Source organism: Promicromonospora sp. NPDC110617 (genome assembly GCF_055598465.1).
On the sequence record NZ_JBVKBM010000005.1, the window covers coordinates 175325 to 191758 of the forward strand.

Consider the following 16434-nt stretch of genomic DNA (forward strand, 5'->3'; position numbering starts at 1 on the left):
GTGGTGGTGAGGACATCGCCCGTTCGCCGTCTGTCCGACCTACGCCGGGACTGCGCCGTCACCGCGCTCGGCCGCGGTCCTGTTCGGGTAGCCGGGGTGCTTGGGGTCGACGACGTCCGCGTATCGCTCGCCACCTGCCAGATAATCGGCGACGAACGGGCAGATGGCGGTCACCGTTCCCTGGCGGGAGCGAACCTCGTCAAGGACGGCGTCGACGAGGATGCTGCCGATCCCGTGCCCTCGCTGCGCCTCGTCGACCTCGGTGTGCAGGAGCACGTACCTGTTGGGCTTGAGGTGCTTGTACGTCATCCACGCGATCGTCTCGCCGCCTCGCACGAGCTCGAACCGGTCGGCACCGACCTGGTCGGTAAGCACGTCCGGGTTGTGCACGTGGTCGGGGTCGTTCACTGGAGCTCCTTTTTCGTCGTCTCACTGGTCCAGGCTGCTCTCACAGGTCCGCTGATCGTGACGACCTTGCCGTTGGCTCGCGTCACGCGGGTCGCAGGCAGTGTCATCGGGCCTGTGGGGCACGATCGCCCTGCGCGGCCGGGTCCGTGTGGACCTGGTCCATGTCGAGGTTCTTGACCATGGTCACGACTTCCGCCAGAGCCTTGGCGGGCAGAGCACCGGCCTGGTTGAAGACCAGGTGGCCGTCGCGGAAGGCCATGAGGGTCGGGATCGCGGTGATGTCAGCGGCAGCTGCGGTCCTCCGGGCTTCTTCGGTGTCCAGCTTGCCGTGGACGATGTCGGGGTTGTTCGTCGCGGACTCTTCGAAGATCGGTGCGAACTGTTTGCACGGGCCGCACCAGTCCGCCCAGAAGTCGACCAGGACGATGTGGTTGTCCTTGATCGTGCTCGCGAAGTTGTCGTCGGTGAGCTCGATGGTTGTCATGCTCTCCCTCTCGTCGAAAGTGGTCGCGTGCGCGCCGGCAGTCGGGTCGCGACGTCTGCGTCATGGCGCCAGGGCCTCGAACCGAGGGTGACAGTCGAGGCGGGCCGGCAACCGAGCGCCGCACTGATATCTGCGGCCTCCCCGCACGCGGACGCCGCGACCCTTGACAGGTGGGTGACGTCGTTTCCCGTCGTCTTACCGGTGATGCGAGGCGAGTCAGCGAGCGGCGGCCGGACAAGATTCGTGATCGCCGGCTGGTAAGACGCCGGTGTCTCGCGCGGCTAACCCTGGTGAACCGAAATACGGTTGAGGACACACGAGCGAGACGGGGAGGCGCGCGATGCGAGCCATCGTGGTGACGGACGAGGCTGCGGGTACGGCCGGGATGACGCTGACGGACCGCCCCGAGCCGGAGCCGGCCGGGAACGACGTCGTCGTGCAGGTCCACGCGTCGGGATTCACCCCGGGCGAGCTGACGTGGCCCGGTACCTGGACCGACCGTCTGGGGCGTGACCGGACCCCCTCGATCCCCGGGCACGAGCTGGCCGGTGTCGTCAGCGCGCTCGGCTACGGCACGCGGGGCCTGTCCGTCGGCCAGCGGGTCTTCGGGCTGACCGACTGGACCCGTGACGGCACGCTCGCCGAGTACGTGGCCGTCGAGGCGCGCAACCTCGCACCGCTGCCCGGCGACGTCGACTTCACGGTGGGTGCGAGCCTGCCGATCTCGGGCCTGACCGCGTGGCAGGGCCTGTTCGTCCACGGCCGGTTCGAGGTCGGGCAGAGCGTCCTGGTGCACGGCGCCGCCGGCGGCGTCGGGTCCATGGTGGTCCAGCTCGCCCGGGAAGCGGGCGCCTACGTGATCGGCACCGGACGCACCGCCGACCGGCAGGCCGCCCTCGACCTCGGTGCCCACGAGTTCGTCGACCTCGGCGCCGACGCGCTGGAGGACGTCGGCGGGGTCGACCTCGTCTTCGACATGATCGGCGGAGACATCCAGCGACGGTCGGCAGCCCTCGTGCGAGCAGGCGGCACGCTCGTGAGCATCGCCGGCCCGCCCGAGGCACGACCGGCCGAGGGGCTGGCCGTCGACTTCGTCGTCGAGGCCGACCGCGCGCAGCTGAGCGAGCTCGCCCAGCGCGTCCGCGACTCACGCCTGCGCACGAACATCGCCCACATCGCGAGCCTCGACGAGGCGGTCGCCGCGTTCAACCCGACAGAGCGAGCCACGGGCAAGACGATCATCCGCGTACGCCCGTAACACCCGACAGCGACGTTCGACCGCCGTCCCGCTCGAGGAAAGGGCTTGTGGCCGGATGCGATATGTCCTACCGACGCTTGAGCAGGCGCCCCGGAGCAGAGACTTGCGGCTTGCCTTTCTCTCCGCGGTCGTCTCACTGACCGCTGCGTTCATGGCGCTGGCCGTGCCGATCCCGCTGTTCAACATCTATCGCGCCGAGGACGGGTTCACGCCTCCGGACATCTCCCGAGCAGTCGGGGTCTATGCCCTCGGCACCCTGACCGCGCTGTTGGTGGCGGGGCGGCTGTCCAATCATCTGGGGCGGCGACCCGTCGCGATGGCAAGCCTGGGTCTGCTCCTGCTGGGTTGTCTGCTCCTGCTGGACGTGCACGACGCCGGTACGTTGCTGCTCGCTCGCGGCCTCATGGGCCTCGGCGCCGGGCTGGCCAGCAGCAACGTCACCGCGTACATCGTCGACACCATGCCGGCCCGTCCCGCGTGGCTGGCCTCGGTCACGTCCAGCCAGACACCCATGCTCGGGCTCGCGATCGGCGCAGTGCTCTCCGGCACTCTGGTGCAGTTTGCTCCCTGGCCCCGCCATCTCGTCTATGTCGTCGTGATCGGCGCCCTGCTGCTGTCCACCGCCTTGATCGCGGTGAGCCCGGAGACAGTCGCCGGGACACCGGGTGCCTGGCGATCGCTGCGCCCCGACGTCGGCGTGCCAACCCGCATCCGCCCCCTGCTTCCCGGCGCGACGGCCGTGTTCCTGAGCACCTGGGCGACCGGGGCCTTCTACCAGGCCTTCGTGCCGGCACTGGTCGAAGGCCAGCTGCACAACCACAGCCCACTGATCCCCGGGCTTGCGTTCGCGGCCTACATGGCTCCCAGCGCAGCCGGTGCCCCGTTTGGCGGCAGCCTCACGCCGGCGATCGGGCAACGTACCGGCATGGTCGCGTTTGTCTTCGCGATGGCCGGCATCCTCACCGCTGTCACCATCGGTTCCCTCCTTCTGTTCTTCACCGCGACGGTCCTCGCCGGCGCGAGCCAGGGGATTGCTCTCAGTGCCACGACTCGCGGCCTGCTGCAGGGCAGCACTCCGACCGACCGCGCACCGATCTTCGGTGTGGTCTACCTGATCTGCTACAGCGCTGCCGCTTTCCCCAGCCTTGTCGCAGGTCAGCTCTCCAGCACCGTCTCGATGCCACACATCGCCCTCGGATACGGCGTGCTGGCACTCGTCTCGACCGCCGTTGCCGTAGCAACCGCACGGAATCCATCGACGTGACCGACGCACCATCATCAACTCACCCGACGAACTGGACGGCTTGTCATGATGGCTCACAGCAGACAAGAAAATGGCCGCGATTCCTGGAGCCTGCGGGACTCGACGTTCCTCCGGCAGTTCGAGCTGCTCCAGGACAGCATGGTCGTCGGGTGGATGAGGTATCGGCACGCAGCGCCGAACCACTACTCGCTCCTCCACACGGAAGTCCTCCGGTCGGACCGCGGCGAGGGGATCGGACGCATCCTGATCGAGGCCGTCCTGGACGAGATCCGCGCGCGCCGAGCAACAGCGACGGCGATCTGCCCTTACGTCGTGGACTATCTCGTCCAGAACGACCGCTACCGCGACCTCGCCGGACTGACCCAGCCGGACGTCGAACCGGGAACGTAGCGCCGCGCTGAGGCAAAGCTAGCGTCGGGCACGGCCGAGGGAGTCACGGTGCCCAAGGTTCCGGCCGGCGTCGACCTCCGCTCTCGCCTGCAACGTCGTCCAGCCTCCGTTCGGGGCGTCGGTAGGTGTCAGTTGAGGATGCCGGCCACCCGGCGAGCGTTTGCCGCGCGATCAGCTATACCGACGTGGCAGCCGTCCTGGCGGCCTCGACCGCCGACTCGAAGTCGGGGGCGGCCCCGATCTGAGCGAGCAGGACGTTCGCCGCGTTGTAGCAGTTGAAAGTTTCGACTCTCCCCTCGTGGAGGTACCAGAGGTCCGCCGCGGGCACGTCGATACGGTTACCGGTCGGACGGATATTGCCGACCGGGGTAGGAAACGCGCCGAGATGCGTTCCCTGAATCCGCAGTTCGACGGCGACGACGTCACCCATCGCGTGGACCTTGAGCAGCTCACGGTGGACGTCGGGAAAAACACTGGCGAGACCCGTCAACGCCTGGGGGATCTCGTCGCCGCGGAAGGTCAGCGAGTTCGGGACGTCGTTGAACGTGCCGTCCGCCGTGAACAACGCGCGAAAACCAGGCCCGTCGAGGACACTCCCCTCCGCCAGCCGGTAGGCCTCGCGGACAACCTCTTCATTGCTGTTCACTTCTACTCCTCCTTGATGGGTTGGTGCTGCTCCAGAACGACGTCGTGTTGCCACTCGGCACGAATCAGGTAGTCACGTCGTACCCGGAGCAGCGTCGGCTGTCATACCTGCGCGGAACCGCCGTCGGCGAAGAACTCGGCACCGTTGACATAGCTGGACGCGTCCGAGGCGAGGAACGTCATCACGGCGGCGATCTCCGCAGGGTCGGCGAGCCGCCCGAGGGGAATGCCACCGCCGGCCTCGGCCTGCTCGAACCACTCGGGCCCGAGCAGCTCACGCAGACCAGGGGTGCGCACTCCGCCCGGGGAGACGACGTTCACCCGGAAGCCCCGTGCGCCCGAGCTGTGGGCCCATCCGCGAGCGAGGTTGCGGACCGCTGCCTTCGACGCTCCATAGACCTCGAGCCCCGGGTTGGGCCGCACGCCGGCACTCGAACCGGTGAGGATCACCGACGCATTCGCACCGAGATGTGGCAGCGCTTGCTGGACCGTGAAGATCGTCCCCTTGACGTTGGTGTCAAAGGTGGCGTCGACCAGCTCCCCCGTCACCTCGCCGAAAGGGACAACAGCTCCGTAGCCCGCGTTCGCAACCAGCACATCGATGCGTCCGGCCTCGTCGCGCACCGTCTCGTAGAGCGCGTCAAGCGCCGCGGGCACCACGACATCGCACACCACGCCGTACACGCCGGCCCCTAGCTCGGCGACCGCCGAGTCGAGCGCATCCTTGCTGCGCCCGGTGATGAAGACCGTCGCGCCCTCGTCACGAAAAGCGCGGGCCGTCGCGAACCCGATGCCGGAGCTACCCCCAGTGATCACAGCGACCTTGCCTGTCAAGACGGCCATGCCGCCCTCCTTCGAGTTATGGACCGTTTCGCCCATAACTCAATCAGATCTGGACCACATAGTCAATAACTAACGTATCCGCCCGCGGCACCGCCGACCCGCCGCACCTCACAGGCAAGGCCGTGCCGACGAGAGCTTGAGCGCCTTGAGGCTGCATGCGACTCCATTATGGACCAAAGCGCCAATAACTGTTATGGTCCGCTCATGGCACGACCTCGGAAGTTCGTCGAAGGTGATGTGATCGCCTCGGCGAGGGAGACGTTCTCGACCAACGGCTACGAAGGAACCACGCTCGACGACCTGGTCCGGGCCACCGGGCTCGGCAAGCAGAGCCTGTACAACGCCTTTGGTGGCAAGCACGAGCTGTTCCTTCGAGCACTGTCCGCAGACGCAACCGATGCCGTCAAGGCGGTGGACGAGGCCCTGGCCCACAGTTCCGCGAGCCCTCTGGAGCGCATCCACGCCCACCTCCTCAAGCTCGCGATCACCTTGACGAGCGCAGGGACCCCGGGAACCCTGTCTGGCAAGGCGGCCATGGAGCTGGCCCACCGGGACGCGACGGTCGCAAGCACGACCCTCGAGGCATTCACAGCCCTCGAGACGGCATACCGGCATTGCATCGAGGACGCCCAGGCTGCCGGACAGGTCGACGCGAAGGCCGACGCAACGGCACTCGCCGGGTTCTTTGTCGCGGTCACCCGTGGGATGGAGGTCCTGGCGAACGCGGGCGCCACCCGGGCCAAACTCACCACCGTCGCGCTGGCTTCTCTCAACGCGCTTCCTCCCGGCCGGACCGCCAGCCAGGTGCATGCCTGAGCAAACCACCTGACGCACGACCCGCCTACCCGAGCACGATTCCGTTCTCGGTCCAACGCACCCCGGTGAGGTCCGGGACGACGGCGTCACAGCCGAGCCCGCGTGCCCCCCGGTGCCGAGGGACCCGTCATCGCATCACCAGGATCCGACCGGTGACGGTACCGGTCGGGGACGTTACGGATTCTCCGTCCCGATGCCCCGGAAGACGATGTCCGTCAGTCGTCGCCCCTGCGCGAGCCCGTCCTCGGTCCCAGGGACACGCCAGAGAAACCCCATGATCAGGAGCACGTCGGCAGGCTCGACACCAGCACGGACGGACCCCTCGGCTATGCACGCGTCGAGGAGCTTGGCCACCACGGCCGTCACCGGCGCCTGGCTCGCCGCCACCACCTCCTGCACGGCCGAGGTGTACAGCGCCTCACCAAGACCATGCTTGAGACGGGTCTGGGCTGCGAGGTCCTCGAACCAGACGATGAACGCGTCCCTCGCGGTCGGCTGGGTCCTCAAGGCCTCGTCGACGGATCCCAGCAGCCGGGCCAGCTCCTGCTCGTAGACGGCGAGGACGAGATCCTCCCGCGCCGGGAAGTGGCGGTAGAGGGTCCCCGCGCCCACCCCGGCCTGCTTGGCGATCTCGTTGAGCGACACCGTCGACGACTCCTCGAACAGCCGCTTCGCCGTGGCGACGATCGCCGCGCGCTTGGCCGATGCCGTGTCGCGCTGCCGCTTGTACCCGCCGTCGGACTCGCCCATCTCCCACCTCACCGTTGACGTGCGGAGAACTCTCCGCTAATGTCGCCACATGCGGAGAACTCTCCGCAATATCTCTCTACCCTAGCAGGAGAGCCAGTCATGAGTGCTGAACCTCAGCGGGTCCTCGTCACCGGAGGCAACGGCTTCCTCGCCGGGTGGGCCGTCGTCGAACTGCTGCTCCGTGGTTACATCGTGCGCGCCACGGTCCGGTCCACCGCCCGGGCGGAGGAGGCCCGCGCCGCCGTCGCCACCAGGATCGACCCGGGCGACCGGCTCGAGTTCGCGATCGCCGACCTCACCTCTGCCCGTGGTTGGGCAAGAGCAGTGGCCGGGGTCGACTACGTCATACACCCGGCCTCGCCGCTGAGCGGCCATGCCTTTGACAGCCCGGACGACTTCATCGTCCCCGCCCGCGAGGGCGTCCTGAACGTCCTGCGCGCCTCGACCGAGGCGGGAGTGAAGCGGGTCGTGATGACGTCCGCCGCCGCCACCGCGAGCCCGCGGTCGTACGCCGAGGCCGGAGTGTTCGACGAGACCGTCGTCTCCGACGACGACCCGGCACTGCCCGCGTACCGACGCTCGAAGATCATCGCGGAGAAGACCGCATGGGACTTCATGACCACCTACCAGGGCCCGACCACCTTGACCACGGTCCTGCCGGGCGCGGTCTTCGGCCCGATCCTCAGCACCGGGAACCTCGGCTCGGTCCAGATCTTCCAACGCCTGCTCGGCGGAACGATGCCAGGGGTGCCCAGGATCGGACTCGAGGTCGTCGACGTTCGCGACGTCATCGACCTGCACCTCCGCGCCATGACTGCCCCCGAGGCTGCCGGACAACGCTTCCTCGGCACCGGCGACTTCCTGTGGATGCGCGACATCGCGCGCATCCTGAAGGATGGTCTCGGCCCCCAGGGTTCCCGCGTGCGCACGACGCAGCTGCCGGACCTCGCGATCCGCCTGGCCGCCCGCACCGACCCGGGCCTGCGCGAGATCCTGCCCGGCCTCGGCCGGCGCAGCACGCACACGGCCGAGAAGGCCCGCGCGCTGCTCGGATGGCGGCCCCGCCCTGCGTCCGAGACGGTGCTCGACACCGGCCGCAGCCTCATCGAGTGGGGAGTCGTCCGATAACCCGCGCAGATGTCACATCTCATGTCCCGAGGCGTGACGGTCGAGCATCGCGCGGAGCGCGTCCGCCGGCACGCTCGCGCCGAACGCCGCCGTGCCCGGCTGGAGGCGCACGCCGTCCGAGAGGGCTCCCGCACGTACCGGGTCGAAGCCGAGCCGGTCCACGAGCCAGGCCACGGCGGCGACGGCGTCCGCGTCGTCCCCAGCGACGGCGATGCCCTTCCGGGCGGGGTCGCCAGCAGGGCGCGACTCGTCCTCGAGGTCGTGATAGCCCATGTGGTTGAACGCCTTGACGACCCGCGCGCCGGGCAGCGCACCACGGACGAGCTCGCTGGTCGACGCGCCGGGGCCGGACAGCTCAGCCCGGTCCCCGTCGGTCTCCCGCCAGTAGTTCATGGCGTCGACGACAAGCTTGCCGTGCAGTTCGGCGGCGGGGAGGGTCCGGTACCGCCCGAGAGGAAGGGCGAGGACGACGACGTCGGCCTCCCGGGCCGCGTCGGCGGCGCGGACCGCCGACGCGCCGGGCGCCACGATCCGCACCGTCAGCGCGATGCGCGAGGGATCGGCGGAACCCGCGATCAGCACACGAAAGCCGGCCCCCAGCGCGAGACGGGCGAGCGCGGTGCCGACCTTCCCTGCCCCGAGGATCCCGACGGTGGTGATGGTCATCGGTCCCGACCGCGTTCCCGGGCGACGACCGCGCGCACGGCCGGCGCCACCTCGGCCGCGAACCGCTCGGTGGTCGCCACGTCGTCGCCGCCGATCAGGTACGCCGTGACGCCGTGCTCCAGCGCGAGGCCGGCGAGCTGCTCGACCCACTGGTCCACCGGCCCGTCCAGGAGCCCGCGGCCGGTCGCGGAGAAGCGCACGTTCATGAAGTTCATGAGCCGCCTGACGTCGGACGGCGAACGCCCGGCCGAGACCGCTGCCTCGTCGATGCGTGCGTTGATGCCGGGCAGCGAGCCCACGCCGTCGGGCAGGTACTCGATGGTGGGCAGCCAGCCGTCGCCGATCTCGCCGGTCAGGGCCAGCATCCGCTTCTTGTACGCGCCGATCCAGACCGGGATGTCGTGCGCCGGGGTGGGACCGCGCTTGGCACCGGCGGCCTGGTAGTAGGTCCCGTCGAGCCGCACCCCGCCGCGGGTCCCGGTGTCCCAGATCTCGCGGATGATCGTGACGGCCTCGCGGAGCGCGTCGACACCCTGGCCGGGCGTCAGGCGGCGTCCGCCCATCGCGGCGATGCCGTCCCAGAAGGCGCCCGCGCCGATGCCGAGCTCCACCCGGCCCCCGCTGAGCCGGTCCAGGGACGCGGCGGCGCGGGCCAGCACGGCCGGCGGACGCAGCGGCAGGCTCAGCACGTTGCCGCTCAGGTGCACCCGCTCCGTGCGGGCCGCGGCGTAGGTGAGCAGGGTCCAGGTGTCGAGGAAGGTCGGCTGGTAGGGGTGGTCCTGGAAGGTCACCAGGTCCAGCCCGGACCTGTCCGCCGTCACGGCGAGGTCGAGCACGTGCCCGGCCTCCTGGGCGCTGGGTGTCACGAACGTGCCGAAGAGCAGGTCGTGCCCGTAGTCGGTCATCTCTGTCATCCCTCCTCGTCCGCGCGGACGGCGTCGGAGCCGTCGCGCGGGTCGATGTTGTAGTTGTCGCGGAACAGGTTCTGTGGGTCGTAGCGGCGCTTGAGGTCGCGCAGCCGGGTCAGGACGGGCGGTGGGAACGCGTCGCGCAGGCGCTCGGGCCGCCGGTCGGTGTCGAAGCTCAGGTACAGGCCGTCGAAGTGGCCGGAGAGCCGGTCCCACCGCGCGTCCAGGTCGTCCTGGTCGACGCCCATCGCGGTGACCTGGAACGCCGGCGTGCGGTGGGCGAACGCCGTCTCGTGGGCGGGGACGTCCGCGATCGCGCCGCCCATGGGACGCAGCTCGTAGAAGAAGACACGCCCGCTGTGCAGCAGCTCGGCGGTGTCGTGTGCGGCCTCGGGTGTGATCGCGGGCAGGAACGCGGAGCGCGAGACAGGCTCGCCCTGTCCGTGGTGCCCGTCAGGCCCCACGTCCGCCGCCTCCCCCATGATGTCCTTGTACCGCGTCAGGTAGACCTCCTGCTGCACCAGCGCGCCGAGGTCGAGGAACGGCGTGAGCCGCTCGACGACGACCTGCGGGTCGGGCGAGTCGACGATCGCGTAGAGCTGGATCATCGACTGCCCCTGCCGGGGCCGCCCGGTCACCAGGAAGACGGTCGTGTCCCGCGGCGCGGCGGTGGCGACCTCGCCGAACCGCAGCAGCGACTTCTCGATGTCGGTGCTGACCAGCGAGAGCTTGGCCCAGCCCACCTCCCCCACGTCGTCGACCTCGAACTCGAACGCGGTGGCGACGCCGAAGTTCGCCCCGGCCCCGCGCACGGCCCAGAAGAGGTCGGGGTGGTCGTCGCGGGTGGCCCGCACCGCGGTGCCGTCGGCCAGGACCAGCTCGACCGCTCGCAGGTGGTCGATCGTCAGTCCGTGCGCGCGGCCGAGCAGCCCGATGCCGCCGGCCGTGGCCAGCCCGCCCACGCCGACGCCGCCGTAGTCGCCCGACCCGAGCGCCCACCCGTACGGGTCCAGCGCCGCCGCGACCTGCTTCCAGGTGGCCCCGGGGCCGATCCGCACCAGCCGCCGGGCCTCGTCGAGCACCTCCACGTCGTTCATCCGACCGACGTCGACGATCACTCCGCCGTCGTTCGTCGAGCGGCCGCTGACCCCGTGCCCGCCGCTGCGCACGCCCAGCGCAACGTGGGTGTGCGCCCGCGCGAACGCCAGCGCGTCCGCGACCTGCTCGGGAGTCTCCGGCCTCAGCACGAGGCCCGGCGCGCCGCCGCGCAGATAGTTCGAGCTCACGGCCAGGTACTCGCGGTCGCCCGGCTCCACCGCCGTCGCGGCCAGGGAGGCGGGCACCGCGTGGTAGTCGATGCCGGGGCGCCGCAGCGCCCTGGCGACCGCGGTCCTGCGCCGCCCGCCGACGGGGCCGTCCGCGGCGACGATGTCCGTGAGGCGCGCGACGTCGTCGCCGTCGCGCACCGGGACCACCACCGGCAGACCGCGCTCGGCGAGCGCCGCGAGCTCTGCACGATCGGCGCCGGCGGGTGCGACCACCCAGCCGGAGCCGGAGACGAGCCGCGGTCCCGCGAGCAGTGCGGCGCTCTCCCCTGCCTTGTCGACCACGGAGGGCACCGGTGCCTCCGGGTCGGTCGCCGCGGACGGCCCGCCCTTCCCTGCCGGGACCATGCCGATCCCGATGCTTTCGGTGGCGCCGGCCACCCAGACGACGGCGGTCCACGGGTCGATCCCCGCCGTGCCGTCGCCCGCGTCCGTGCCGCGCACGACGACGAGGTCGAGGCCCCCGGCCTCGGCCTGGCGTGCGAGGCCCGCCGTCAGGTCAGTGCCGGCGTCCGCCGAGGGTTCCAGCATGATCCCCAGTGCGAGTTCCATCGTGCTCTGCTTCCTTCTCATTCGTCGTCCACGTTCGCGGACTCGCCGATCTCCGCGTCGACGAGCGGCTTGACCTTCGTGCCGAACAGCTCGATCGCGTGCAGGTGCTCCGACTGCGACAGCCCGCCCCAGTCCATGTGGATGAACTGCCGCACGTGGCCCCACCGCTCGTGCAGGCGGACGATGCGCTCGGCGATCTCCTCCGGGGAGCCGACCAGGAGCGCGCCGTCGGACGCCGTACCGGCGTCGTAGGCCTCACGGCCCGGCGGACGGAACCCGCGCTGCTCACCCACGACCCGCATGAACTGGTGGTAGTGCGGCCACCACCGTTCGCGCGCGGCGTCCCCGTCGTCCGCGAGGAAGCCGGGCGTGCCGATCATCACGCGCGTCTGCTCAGGGGTGTTGCCAAGCTGACCCGCCGCGGCACGGTAGAGGTCGGCGAGCGCGGCCGAGCGGAACGCGCTGCCGGCCAGCAGACCGGTGGCGAGCGGGAGGCCCAGCTCCGCCGCCCGGACGGCGGACGCCGGTGTGCCACCCACCCCGAGCCAGACCGGGAGCCGTCCGTGCTCCACGCGCGGCGGGACGTACTCGCCGTCCAGGCTCGCGCGCGTGGTGCCGCGCCACGTCACCCGGGGCGCCCGGTTGATCTCCAGCAGCAGCTCGAGCTTCTCGGCGAACAGGGCGTCGTAGTCCTCCAGCGCGTACCCGAACAGGGGGAACGACTCGACGGAGGATCCTCGTCCGGCGATGATCTCCGCCCTGCCGTTCGACAGGGCGTCCACCGTCGCGAACTGCTCGTAGACCCGCACCGGGTCGTCGGTGCCGAGCACCGTCACCGCGCTCGAGAGCTTGATCCGCGACGTCCGTGCGGCGACGGCCGCGAGGATCGGTGCCGCGGCCGACGCCGGGAACTCCGGCGTGTGGTGCTCCCCGACGCCGAACCAGTCGAGCCCGACCTCCTCCGTCAGGACCGCTGCCTCCTGGATGTTGCGGATCGCCTGCGCCTCCGAGACCCGTTCCCCGGTCCCCGGGTGCGCGCCGGCGTCACCGAACACCGCCACCCCCAGCTCCATGTCCTTCTCCTTCATCACCGGTCCGCCAAGCGGACCGCGGTCCGAATCCTGCCGTCGGCTGTAACGGACCACGGTCCGGATCTGTTCCCGTGCACTTGGCCATGGTTAGGCTCGTGGGATGAGCGCACCGAGACCGCCGGAGATCGCACTGGTGGGCCAGCCGCGCCGAGAGCGATCTGACGCGGCGCGCAACCGCAGCCGCCTGCTCGACGTCGCCGCCCGGCTGGTGGCCGAGCACGGCGCACAGAACGTCACCATGGAGCAGGTCGCCGCAGGTGCCGGTGTCGGCAAGGGCACGGTCTTCCGTCGCTTCGGCGACCGGACGGGCCTCATGCGCGCCCTGCTGGATCACGCCGAGAAGGTGTTCCAACAGGCATTCCTCACCGGACCCGCTCCCCTGGGTCCGGGTGCCGCTCCGGCGGACCGCCTCCGCGCCTTCGGTGTCGCGGCGATCGAGCACCGCCTCCGGTACCGCGACATGTATCTGGCCGCCGAGGAACCGGCTGCCGTGCGCTACGCGGACGACCCGCCGCGGGACCTGCTCGGGCGGCACATCACGACGCTCCTCGCTGCGGCGGGCACCACGGGCGACCTCGAGCTGCTCACCGAGAGCCTGCTCGCCTACCTCGACATGCCCCTGCTGAACCACCTCAACACCCGGCGCGGGATGTCCACGGAACGCATTGCCGCGGGATGGGTCGAACTGGCAGGGCGGGCGATCGGACCAGCCGCGGCGTCCGGACGCGTGTAGGTCAGGGCGAGGTTGCCCCGGGGGAATGACTTGACGTCGATCAGCTGCAACCGGGTGAGCTCGGTGAACAGCGGGCTGCCGCCGCCGTGGGCGAAGGGGCTGACCAGCAGGTGGTACTCGTCGACGAGGTCCGCGAGGACGAGCGCCTGGGCGAACCGCACGCCGCCGTGCGCGAGGATCGGGCCGCCGTCCTGGGCCTTCAACCTGGCGACCTCGGTGGCCAGGTCCCCGGAGCAGACGGTCGTCGTCGCCCACGGGGTGTCGATCGGTGAACGAGAGAACACGACCTTGGGGACGGCGTTCATCGCGTCGGCCTCGGGCCCCGTCTGGAACGGCCAGTACCCGGCCATGCCGCGGTAGGTACGAGCGCCCATCGCGTGGACGCCGGCCGAGCCGAGCACGGTGGCCATGTGCGCGACGAACTCCTCGTCCTGGTCGTACTCGAGGAAGAAGTCGTCGCGCACGCCCGCGGGCGCCGCGGCATACCCGTCAAGGGAGAGGCTGTGTCGGAGGATCAATGGACGCACGACGACTCCAAGGACCGAATCACCCCCGCTCTCGTGCAGGGCGGTGACCTCACCGTACTCGTCCTCCTGCATGACGAGGTTGCACCGGCAGTAGCGACGGCCGGCGCGGCGCCGGGTTCGGCGTCGCCCACCGGCTGCCGTCGTCCGCCGGCGCGACGTCGTCGTCGAGACCTGCCTCCCGGACGAACTCCCGCAGCAGGTCGTGCATCGCGTACCGGCCCGGGAGCGGTTCGTCGAGCAGGTGTGCCGAGGTCAGCTCGGCGAGCACCCGGTGGGCGGCCCGGGGCGCCAGGCTCCAGCACGCCGCCAGCGCGGCCTTGGTCATTCGTGTCTCCGGAAGGGCGCCGGCGAGGTGAAGGCACCGCGCGGCCGCCGGCGTGAGCCGCCGGTAGGACCCGGAGAGGACGGCGCGCAGGTCGCATCCGGCGTCGTCGGCGGTATGGAAGGCGTCGAGCACCACCGGTTCCGACAGCCAGGCCGCGAGCGCGGCCTGCGCCTGCGCGGCGGGACGGCGGGCCAGGTGGTCGCCCGCGATGCGGAGCGCGAGCGGCAGGCCGGAGCAACGGCGCACGATCGCGTCGGTCGCCGCAGGCGCGGACCGCAGGTGCGCGGCTCCCAGCATGCTCCGCACCAGCTCGGCGGCGTCGTCGTCCGGGAGGGGGCCGACGACGAGGTGGCGTGCCCCGTCCCGGATGCTCAGCCCGCGCAGCTGGTACCTGCTGGTGACGACGACCGCGCAGCCGCCGGGCCCGGGGAGTAGCGGACGGACCTGCTCGGCGGAGTCGGCGTCGTCCAGCACGACCAGCACCCGCCTCGCGGCGAGGGTCCCGCGGAGGAGCGCGGCGCGGGCGTCCGCGGACGACGGCCCGGACGGGGTCGCGACCCCGAGATCGGCGAGGAGCTGGTCGACGACGGCCTCCGGCGTGCGCGGCTGCCCCTCGCAGGATCCCCACAGGTCGACGTACAGGACCCCGTCGGGGAAGGCTTTCTGACGTGTGTGGGCCCAGACGAGCGCGAGCGCGGTCTTGCCGACACCGGCGAGACCCCCGAGGACCGCCAGCCGTGGGTTGCGGTCGGCGTCGGTCAGCATCGCGTCGAGCGCGGTGAGCTCCGCTGCCCTGCCGGTGAACAGGCACGGCTGTGGTGGGATCTGCAGGAGGACGACGGGGTCTGGTACGTCCGGGACCAGGGCCGGTTCCGGGCGCACCTGTGCGCGTCGTCGCGCCCGGTAGGACTCGAGAAGGTCGGACAGCTGCGCGTCGTCCAGGCCCAGGCCCGTCCCGAGCGCATGCAGCGTGCTCACGCGCGGGACGGTCACGGCGCCGCGCTCGAGGTTGCGGACGGAACGGACCGACAAGCCTGCGCGCTCGGCGAGCTCCTCCTGCGTGAGTCCCGCTCGACGGCGGAGCCGCGTGAGCGGTTCGCCGGAGGCGGGCTGACCCTCCGTCATGACCGGCACCAGCACCGTCAGTGCTCGTCCACAAGGGCGCCGGCGGCCGTTGATCGCGTTCGCATGGGTGTTCCTTCCGATCGAGCGGGCACCACCAGCGTGGCCGCGCCGTCTACATCGGATCTACCTCCGACCTCTGCCTGCGATGCGGTGCTCAGAGCCCCTCGCGATCCAGCCTCGTCACTCGCGACCCCACCAGTTTCGGAGCGTCGGACCGCCCGTCCGGATAAAGTCGAACGGCCCGTGGGCGCCGGACCGCACAGGTCCGTAGCGCGCCCGCCCGGGCAGGTCTTTCGTCGGCGGGTGTCTAACCGGGGTGATCACGTTGAACGTCAGCGCTACAGCACGATCGGCCGCAGGGACGCGGGCCTACCCCAACCTCGACTTCTCCGCGTACCCCAGCGCGGGCAGCCTCTCGTGGCCGAGGAACCAACGGGTGTTCGAGGCGCTGGTGCGCCTGCACACCGAACGTTCCAGGGTCGCGAGCAGCGTGGAGTGCCATCAGCGGGTCGCGGCACGCCTCTTCGGCCGGGGTACACGGGGGATCAACGAGAACATGGCGCGGGCCGCGGGATCCTGGCGGACGCTGGAGTCGATCCGTCACTCGGGCACGGCCCAGCAGCTCGCGACGAGCCTTCCGAACAACGCGTACTTCGTGGAGCACGGGCTGCGGATGACCAGCGTGTGGAACTATTCGGGCCTCGACCCCGACGCGCGCCTCATGCTGTCCGGCGAGGACCCCTCGGTGTACTTCTTCGGCTTCGCGCCCGTGCAGCTGAAGATCATCGACGGGGACAGGGTCCTCCTGGACGGTCCCAGCATCCGAGGCGAGGCGACCGTGATGGAGGTGCGCGACGACGCCTGCCTGGCGGCCGCCCGCGGCTACTGGGATGCCGTGGTGAGCACCATGTACCCGTGCGAGGCCGAGACGGCGCCGCTGGCCGACCTGTCGCGGCGGCAGCGCCGCATCGTGACACTGATGCTCACCAGCTCGTCCGACGACGAGATCGCGCGGAAGATCGGGGTGAGCGTCCGGACGGTACGGGCCGACATCGCGGCCGTCCTCGACCTGCTGGACGCGCCGACCAGGTTCGTGGCCGGTCTGCGGCTCCGCGAGCGCCTGGGCATGGCTGCTGCGCAGCCGTCCGAGCACGCACGATGAGCGTGGCGGCTCCGCCGAGGACGCACGCCGCGGG

17 protein-coding genes and 1 pseudogene are annotated in these 16434 nt (G+C 70.7%); 7 read left to right on the top strand and 11 right to left on the bottom strand.

The genetic code is table 11. From position 1 onward, the window contains the following. Positions 1–39: 39 nt before the first annotated feature. Together ACZ7LE_RS24855 and trxA are read right to left on the bottom strand one after the other, a co-directional pair. Positions 40–408, bottom strand: a complete 369-nt coding sequence (locus ACZ7LE_RS24855; RefSeq protein ID WP_470405893.1) for a GNAT family N-acetyltransferase — start codon at positions 406–408, stop codon at positions 40–42. Between the two features lie 103 nt (positions 409–511). Then, positions 512–892: a thioredoxin gene (gene trxA / locus ACZ7LE_RS24860; RefSeq protein ID WP_470405894.1), complete on the bottom strand. Its 381-nt coding sequence runs from the start codon at positions 890–892 to the stop codon at positions 512–514. A gap of 340 nt (positions 893–1232) precedes the next feature. On the opposite strand from trxA, the gene ACZ7LE_RS24865 reads away from it, so the two are divergent. Genes ACZ7LE_RS24865 through ACZ7LE_RS24875 form a run of 3 tightly spaced genes read left to right on the top strand, consistent with a single transcriptional unit; the run spans position 1233 to position 3804 of the window. Continuing rightward, positions 1233–2150, top strand: coding sequence for an NADP-dependent oxidoreductase (locus ACZ7LE_RS24865; protein ID WP_470405895.1), 918 nt, complete (start codon positions 1233–1235; stop codon positions 2148–2150). Positions 2151–2205: 55 nt separating this feature from the next. Further along, entirely contained in the window at positions 2206–3414 is a 1209-nt protein-coding gene (locus tag ACZ7LE_RS24870; RefSeq protein ID WP_470405896.1) for an MFS transporter, read from the top strand. 48 nt (positions 3415–3462) lie between these two features. Further along, a complete protein-coding gene (locus ACZ7LE_RS24875) occupies positions 3463–3804 on the top strand; it encodes a GNAT family N-acetyltransferase (RefSeq protein ID WP_470405897.1) in 342 nt (113 codons plus the stop codon). 175 nt (positions 3805–3979) lie between these two features. On the opposite strand, the gene ACZ7LE_RS24880 is transcribed toward ACZ7LE_RS24875, so the two are convergent. Both ACZ7LE_RS24880 and ACZ7LE_RS24885 read right to left on the bottom strand, forming a co-directional pair. After that, positions 3980–4450, bottom strand: a complete 471-nt coding sequence (locus ACZ7LE_RS24880; RefSeq protein WP_470405898.1) for an ester cyclase — start codon at positions 4448–4450, stop codon at positions 3980–3982. 101 nt (positions 4451–4551) lie between these two features. Further along, complete coding sequence (locus ACZ7LE_RS24885) at positions 4552–5292, bottom strand: SDR family NAD(P)-dependent oxidoreductase (RefSeq protein WP_470405899.1); 741 nt, start codon at positions 5290–5292, stop codon at positions 4552–4554. A 204-nt stretch (positions 5293–5496) separates the two neighbouring features. Between ACZ7LE_RS24885 and ACZ7LE_RS24890 the strand changes: the two genes are divergently transcribed. Further along, positions 5497–6108, top strand: coding sequence for a TetR/AcrR family transcriptional regulator (locus tag ACZ7LE_RS24890; RefSeq protein WP_470405900.1), 612 nt, complete (start codon positions 5497–5499; stop codon positions 6106–6108). Positions 6109–6282: 174 nt separating this feature from the next. On the opposite strand, the gene ACZ7LE_RS24895 is transcribed toward ACZ7LE_RS24890, so the two are convergent. Beyond that, positions 6283–6858, bottom strand: a complete 576-nt coding sequence (locus tag ACZ7LE_RS24895; RefSeq protein WP_470405901.1) for a TetR/AcrR family transcriptional regulator — start codon at positions 6856–6858, stop codon at positions 6283–6285. Positions 6859–6957: 99 nt separating this feature from the next. Here ACZ7LE_RS24895 and ACZ7LE_RS24900 point away from each other — a divergent pair, with 99 nt between their 5' ends. Continuing rightward, the gene (locus tag ACZ7LE_RS24900; protein WP_470405902.1) at positions 6958–7986 is read left to right on the top strand and encodes an NAD-dependent epimerase/dehydratase family protein; all 1029 of its coding nucleotides are present in this window, start codon (positions 6958–6960) and stop codon (positions 7984–7986) included. A 12-nt stretch (positions 7987–7998) separates the two neighbouring features. Here the strand turns inward: ACZ7LE_RS24900 and ACZ7LE_RS24905 are convergent, their stop codons facing one another. The 4 genes from ACZ7LE_RS24905 to ACZ7LE_RS24920 are packed head-to-tail and all read right to left on the bottom strand — an operon-like array spanning position 7999 to position 12510. After that, the gene (locus ACZ7LE_RS24905; protein ID WP_470405903.1) at positions 7999–8652 is read right to left on the bottom strand and encodes an NADPH-dependent F420 reductase; all 654 of its coding nucleotides are present in this window, start codon (positions 8650–8652) and stop codon (positions 7999–8001) included. Next, positions 8649–9566, bottom strand: a complete 918-nt coding sequence (locus tag ACZ7LE_RS24910) for an LLM class flavin-dependent oxidoreductase (protein ID WP_470405904.1) — start codon at positions 9564–9566, stop codon at positions 8649–8651. The genes ACZ7LE_RS24905 and ACZ7LE_RS24910 overlap by 4 nt, the downstream gene beginning before the upstream one ends. Continuing rightward, positions 9563–11437 carry an FAD-binding oxidoreductase gene (locus ACZ7LE_RS24915; RefSeq protein ID WP_470405905.1) on the bottom strand — a complete coding sequence of 625 codons (1875 nt, stop codon included), beginning with the start codon at positions 11435–11437 and terminating at the stop codon, positions 9563–9565. Before ACZ7LE_RS24915 ends, ACZ7LE_RS24910 begins: the two co-directional genes overlap by 4 nt. A gap of 17 nt (positions 11438–11454) precedes the next feature. Beyond that, positions 11455–12510: an LLM class flavin-dependent oxidoreductase gene (locus ACZ7LE_RS24920; protein WP_470405906.1), complete on the bottom strand. Its 1056-nt coding sequence runs from the start codon at positions 12508–12510 to the stop codon at positions 11455–11457. 118 nt (positions 12511–12628) lie between these two features. On the opposite strand from ACZ7LE_RS24920, the gene ACZ7LE_RS24925 reads away from it, so the two are divergent. Further along, a complete protein-coding gene (locus tag ACZ7LE_RS24925; RefSeq protein WP_470405907.1) occupies positions 12629–13261 on the top strand; it encodes a TetR/AcrR family transcriptional regulator in 633 nt (210 codons plus the stop codon). Positions 13262–13293: 32 nt separating this feature from the next. Here the strand turns inward: ACZ7LE_RS24925 and ACZ7LE_RS24930 are convergent. Together ACZ7LE_RS24930 and ACZ7LE_RS24935 are read right to left on the bottom strand one after the other, a co-directional pair. Next, positions 13294–13860, bottom strand: a pseudogene (locus ACZ7LE_RS24930) (dihydrofolate reductase family protein); the annotation flags it as partial. Next, on the bottom strand, positions 13838–15238 hold the full coding sequence (locus ACZ7LE_RS24935) for a helix-turn-helix domain-containing protein (RefSeq protein ID WP_470405908.1): 1401 nt from the start codon (positions 15236–15238) through the stop codon (positions 13838–13840). The pseudogene ACZ7LE_RS24930 and the gene ACZ7LE_RS24935, both read right to left, overlap by 23 nt. 436 nt (positions 15239–15674) lie before the next feature. On the opposite strand from ACZ7LE_RS24935, the gene ACZ7LE_RS24940 reads away from it, so the two are divergent. After that, positions 15675–16400, top strand: coding sequence for a helix-turn-helix transcriptional regulator (locus ACZ7LE_RS24940; RefSeq protein ID WP_470405909.1), 726 nt, complete (start codon positions 15675–15677; stop codon positions 16398–16400). Positions 16401–16434: the final 34 nt, after the last annotated feature.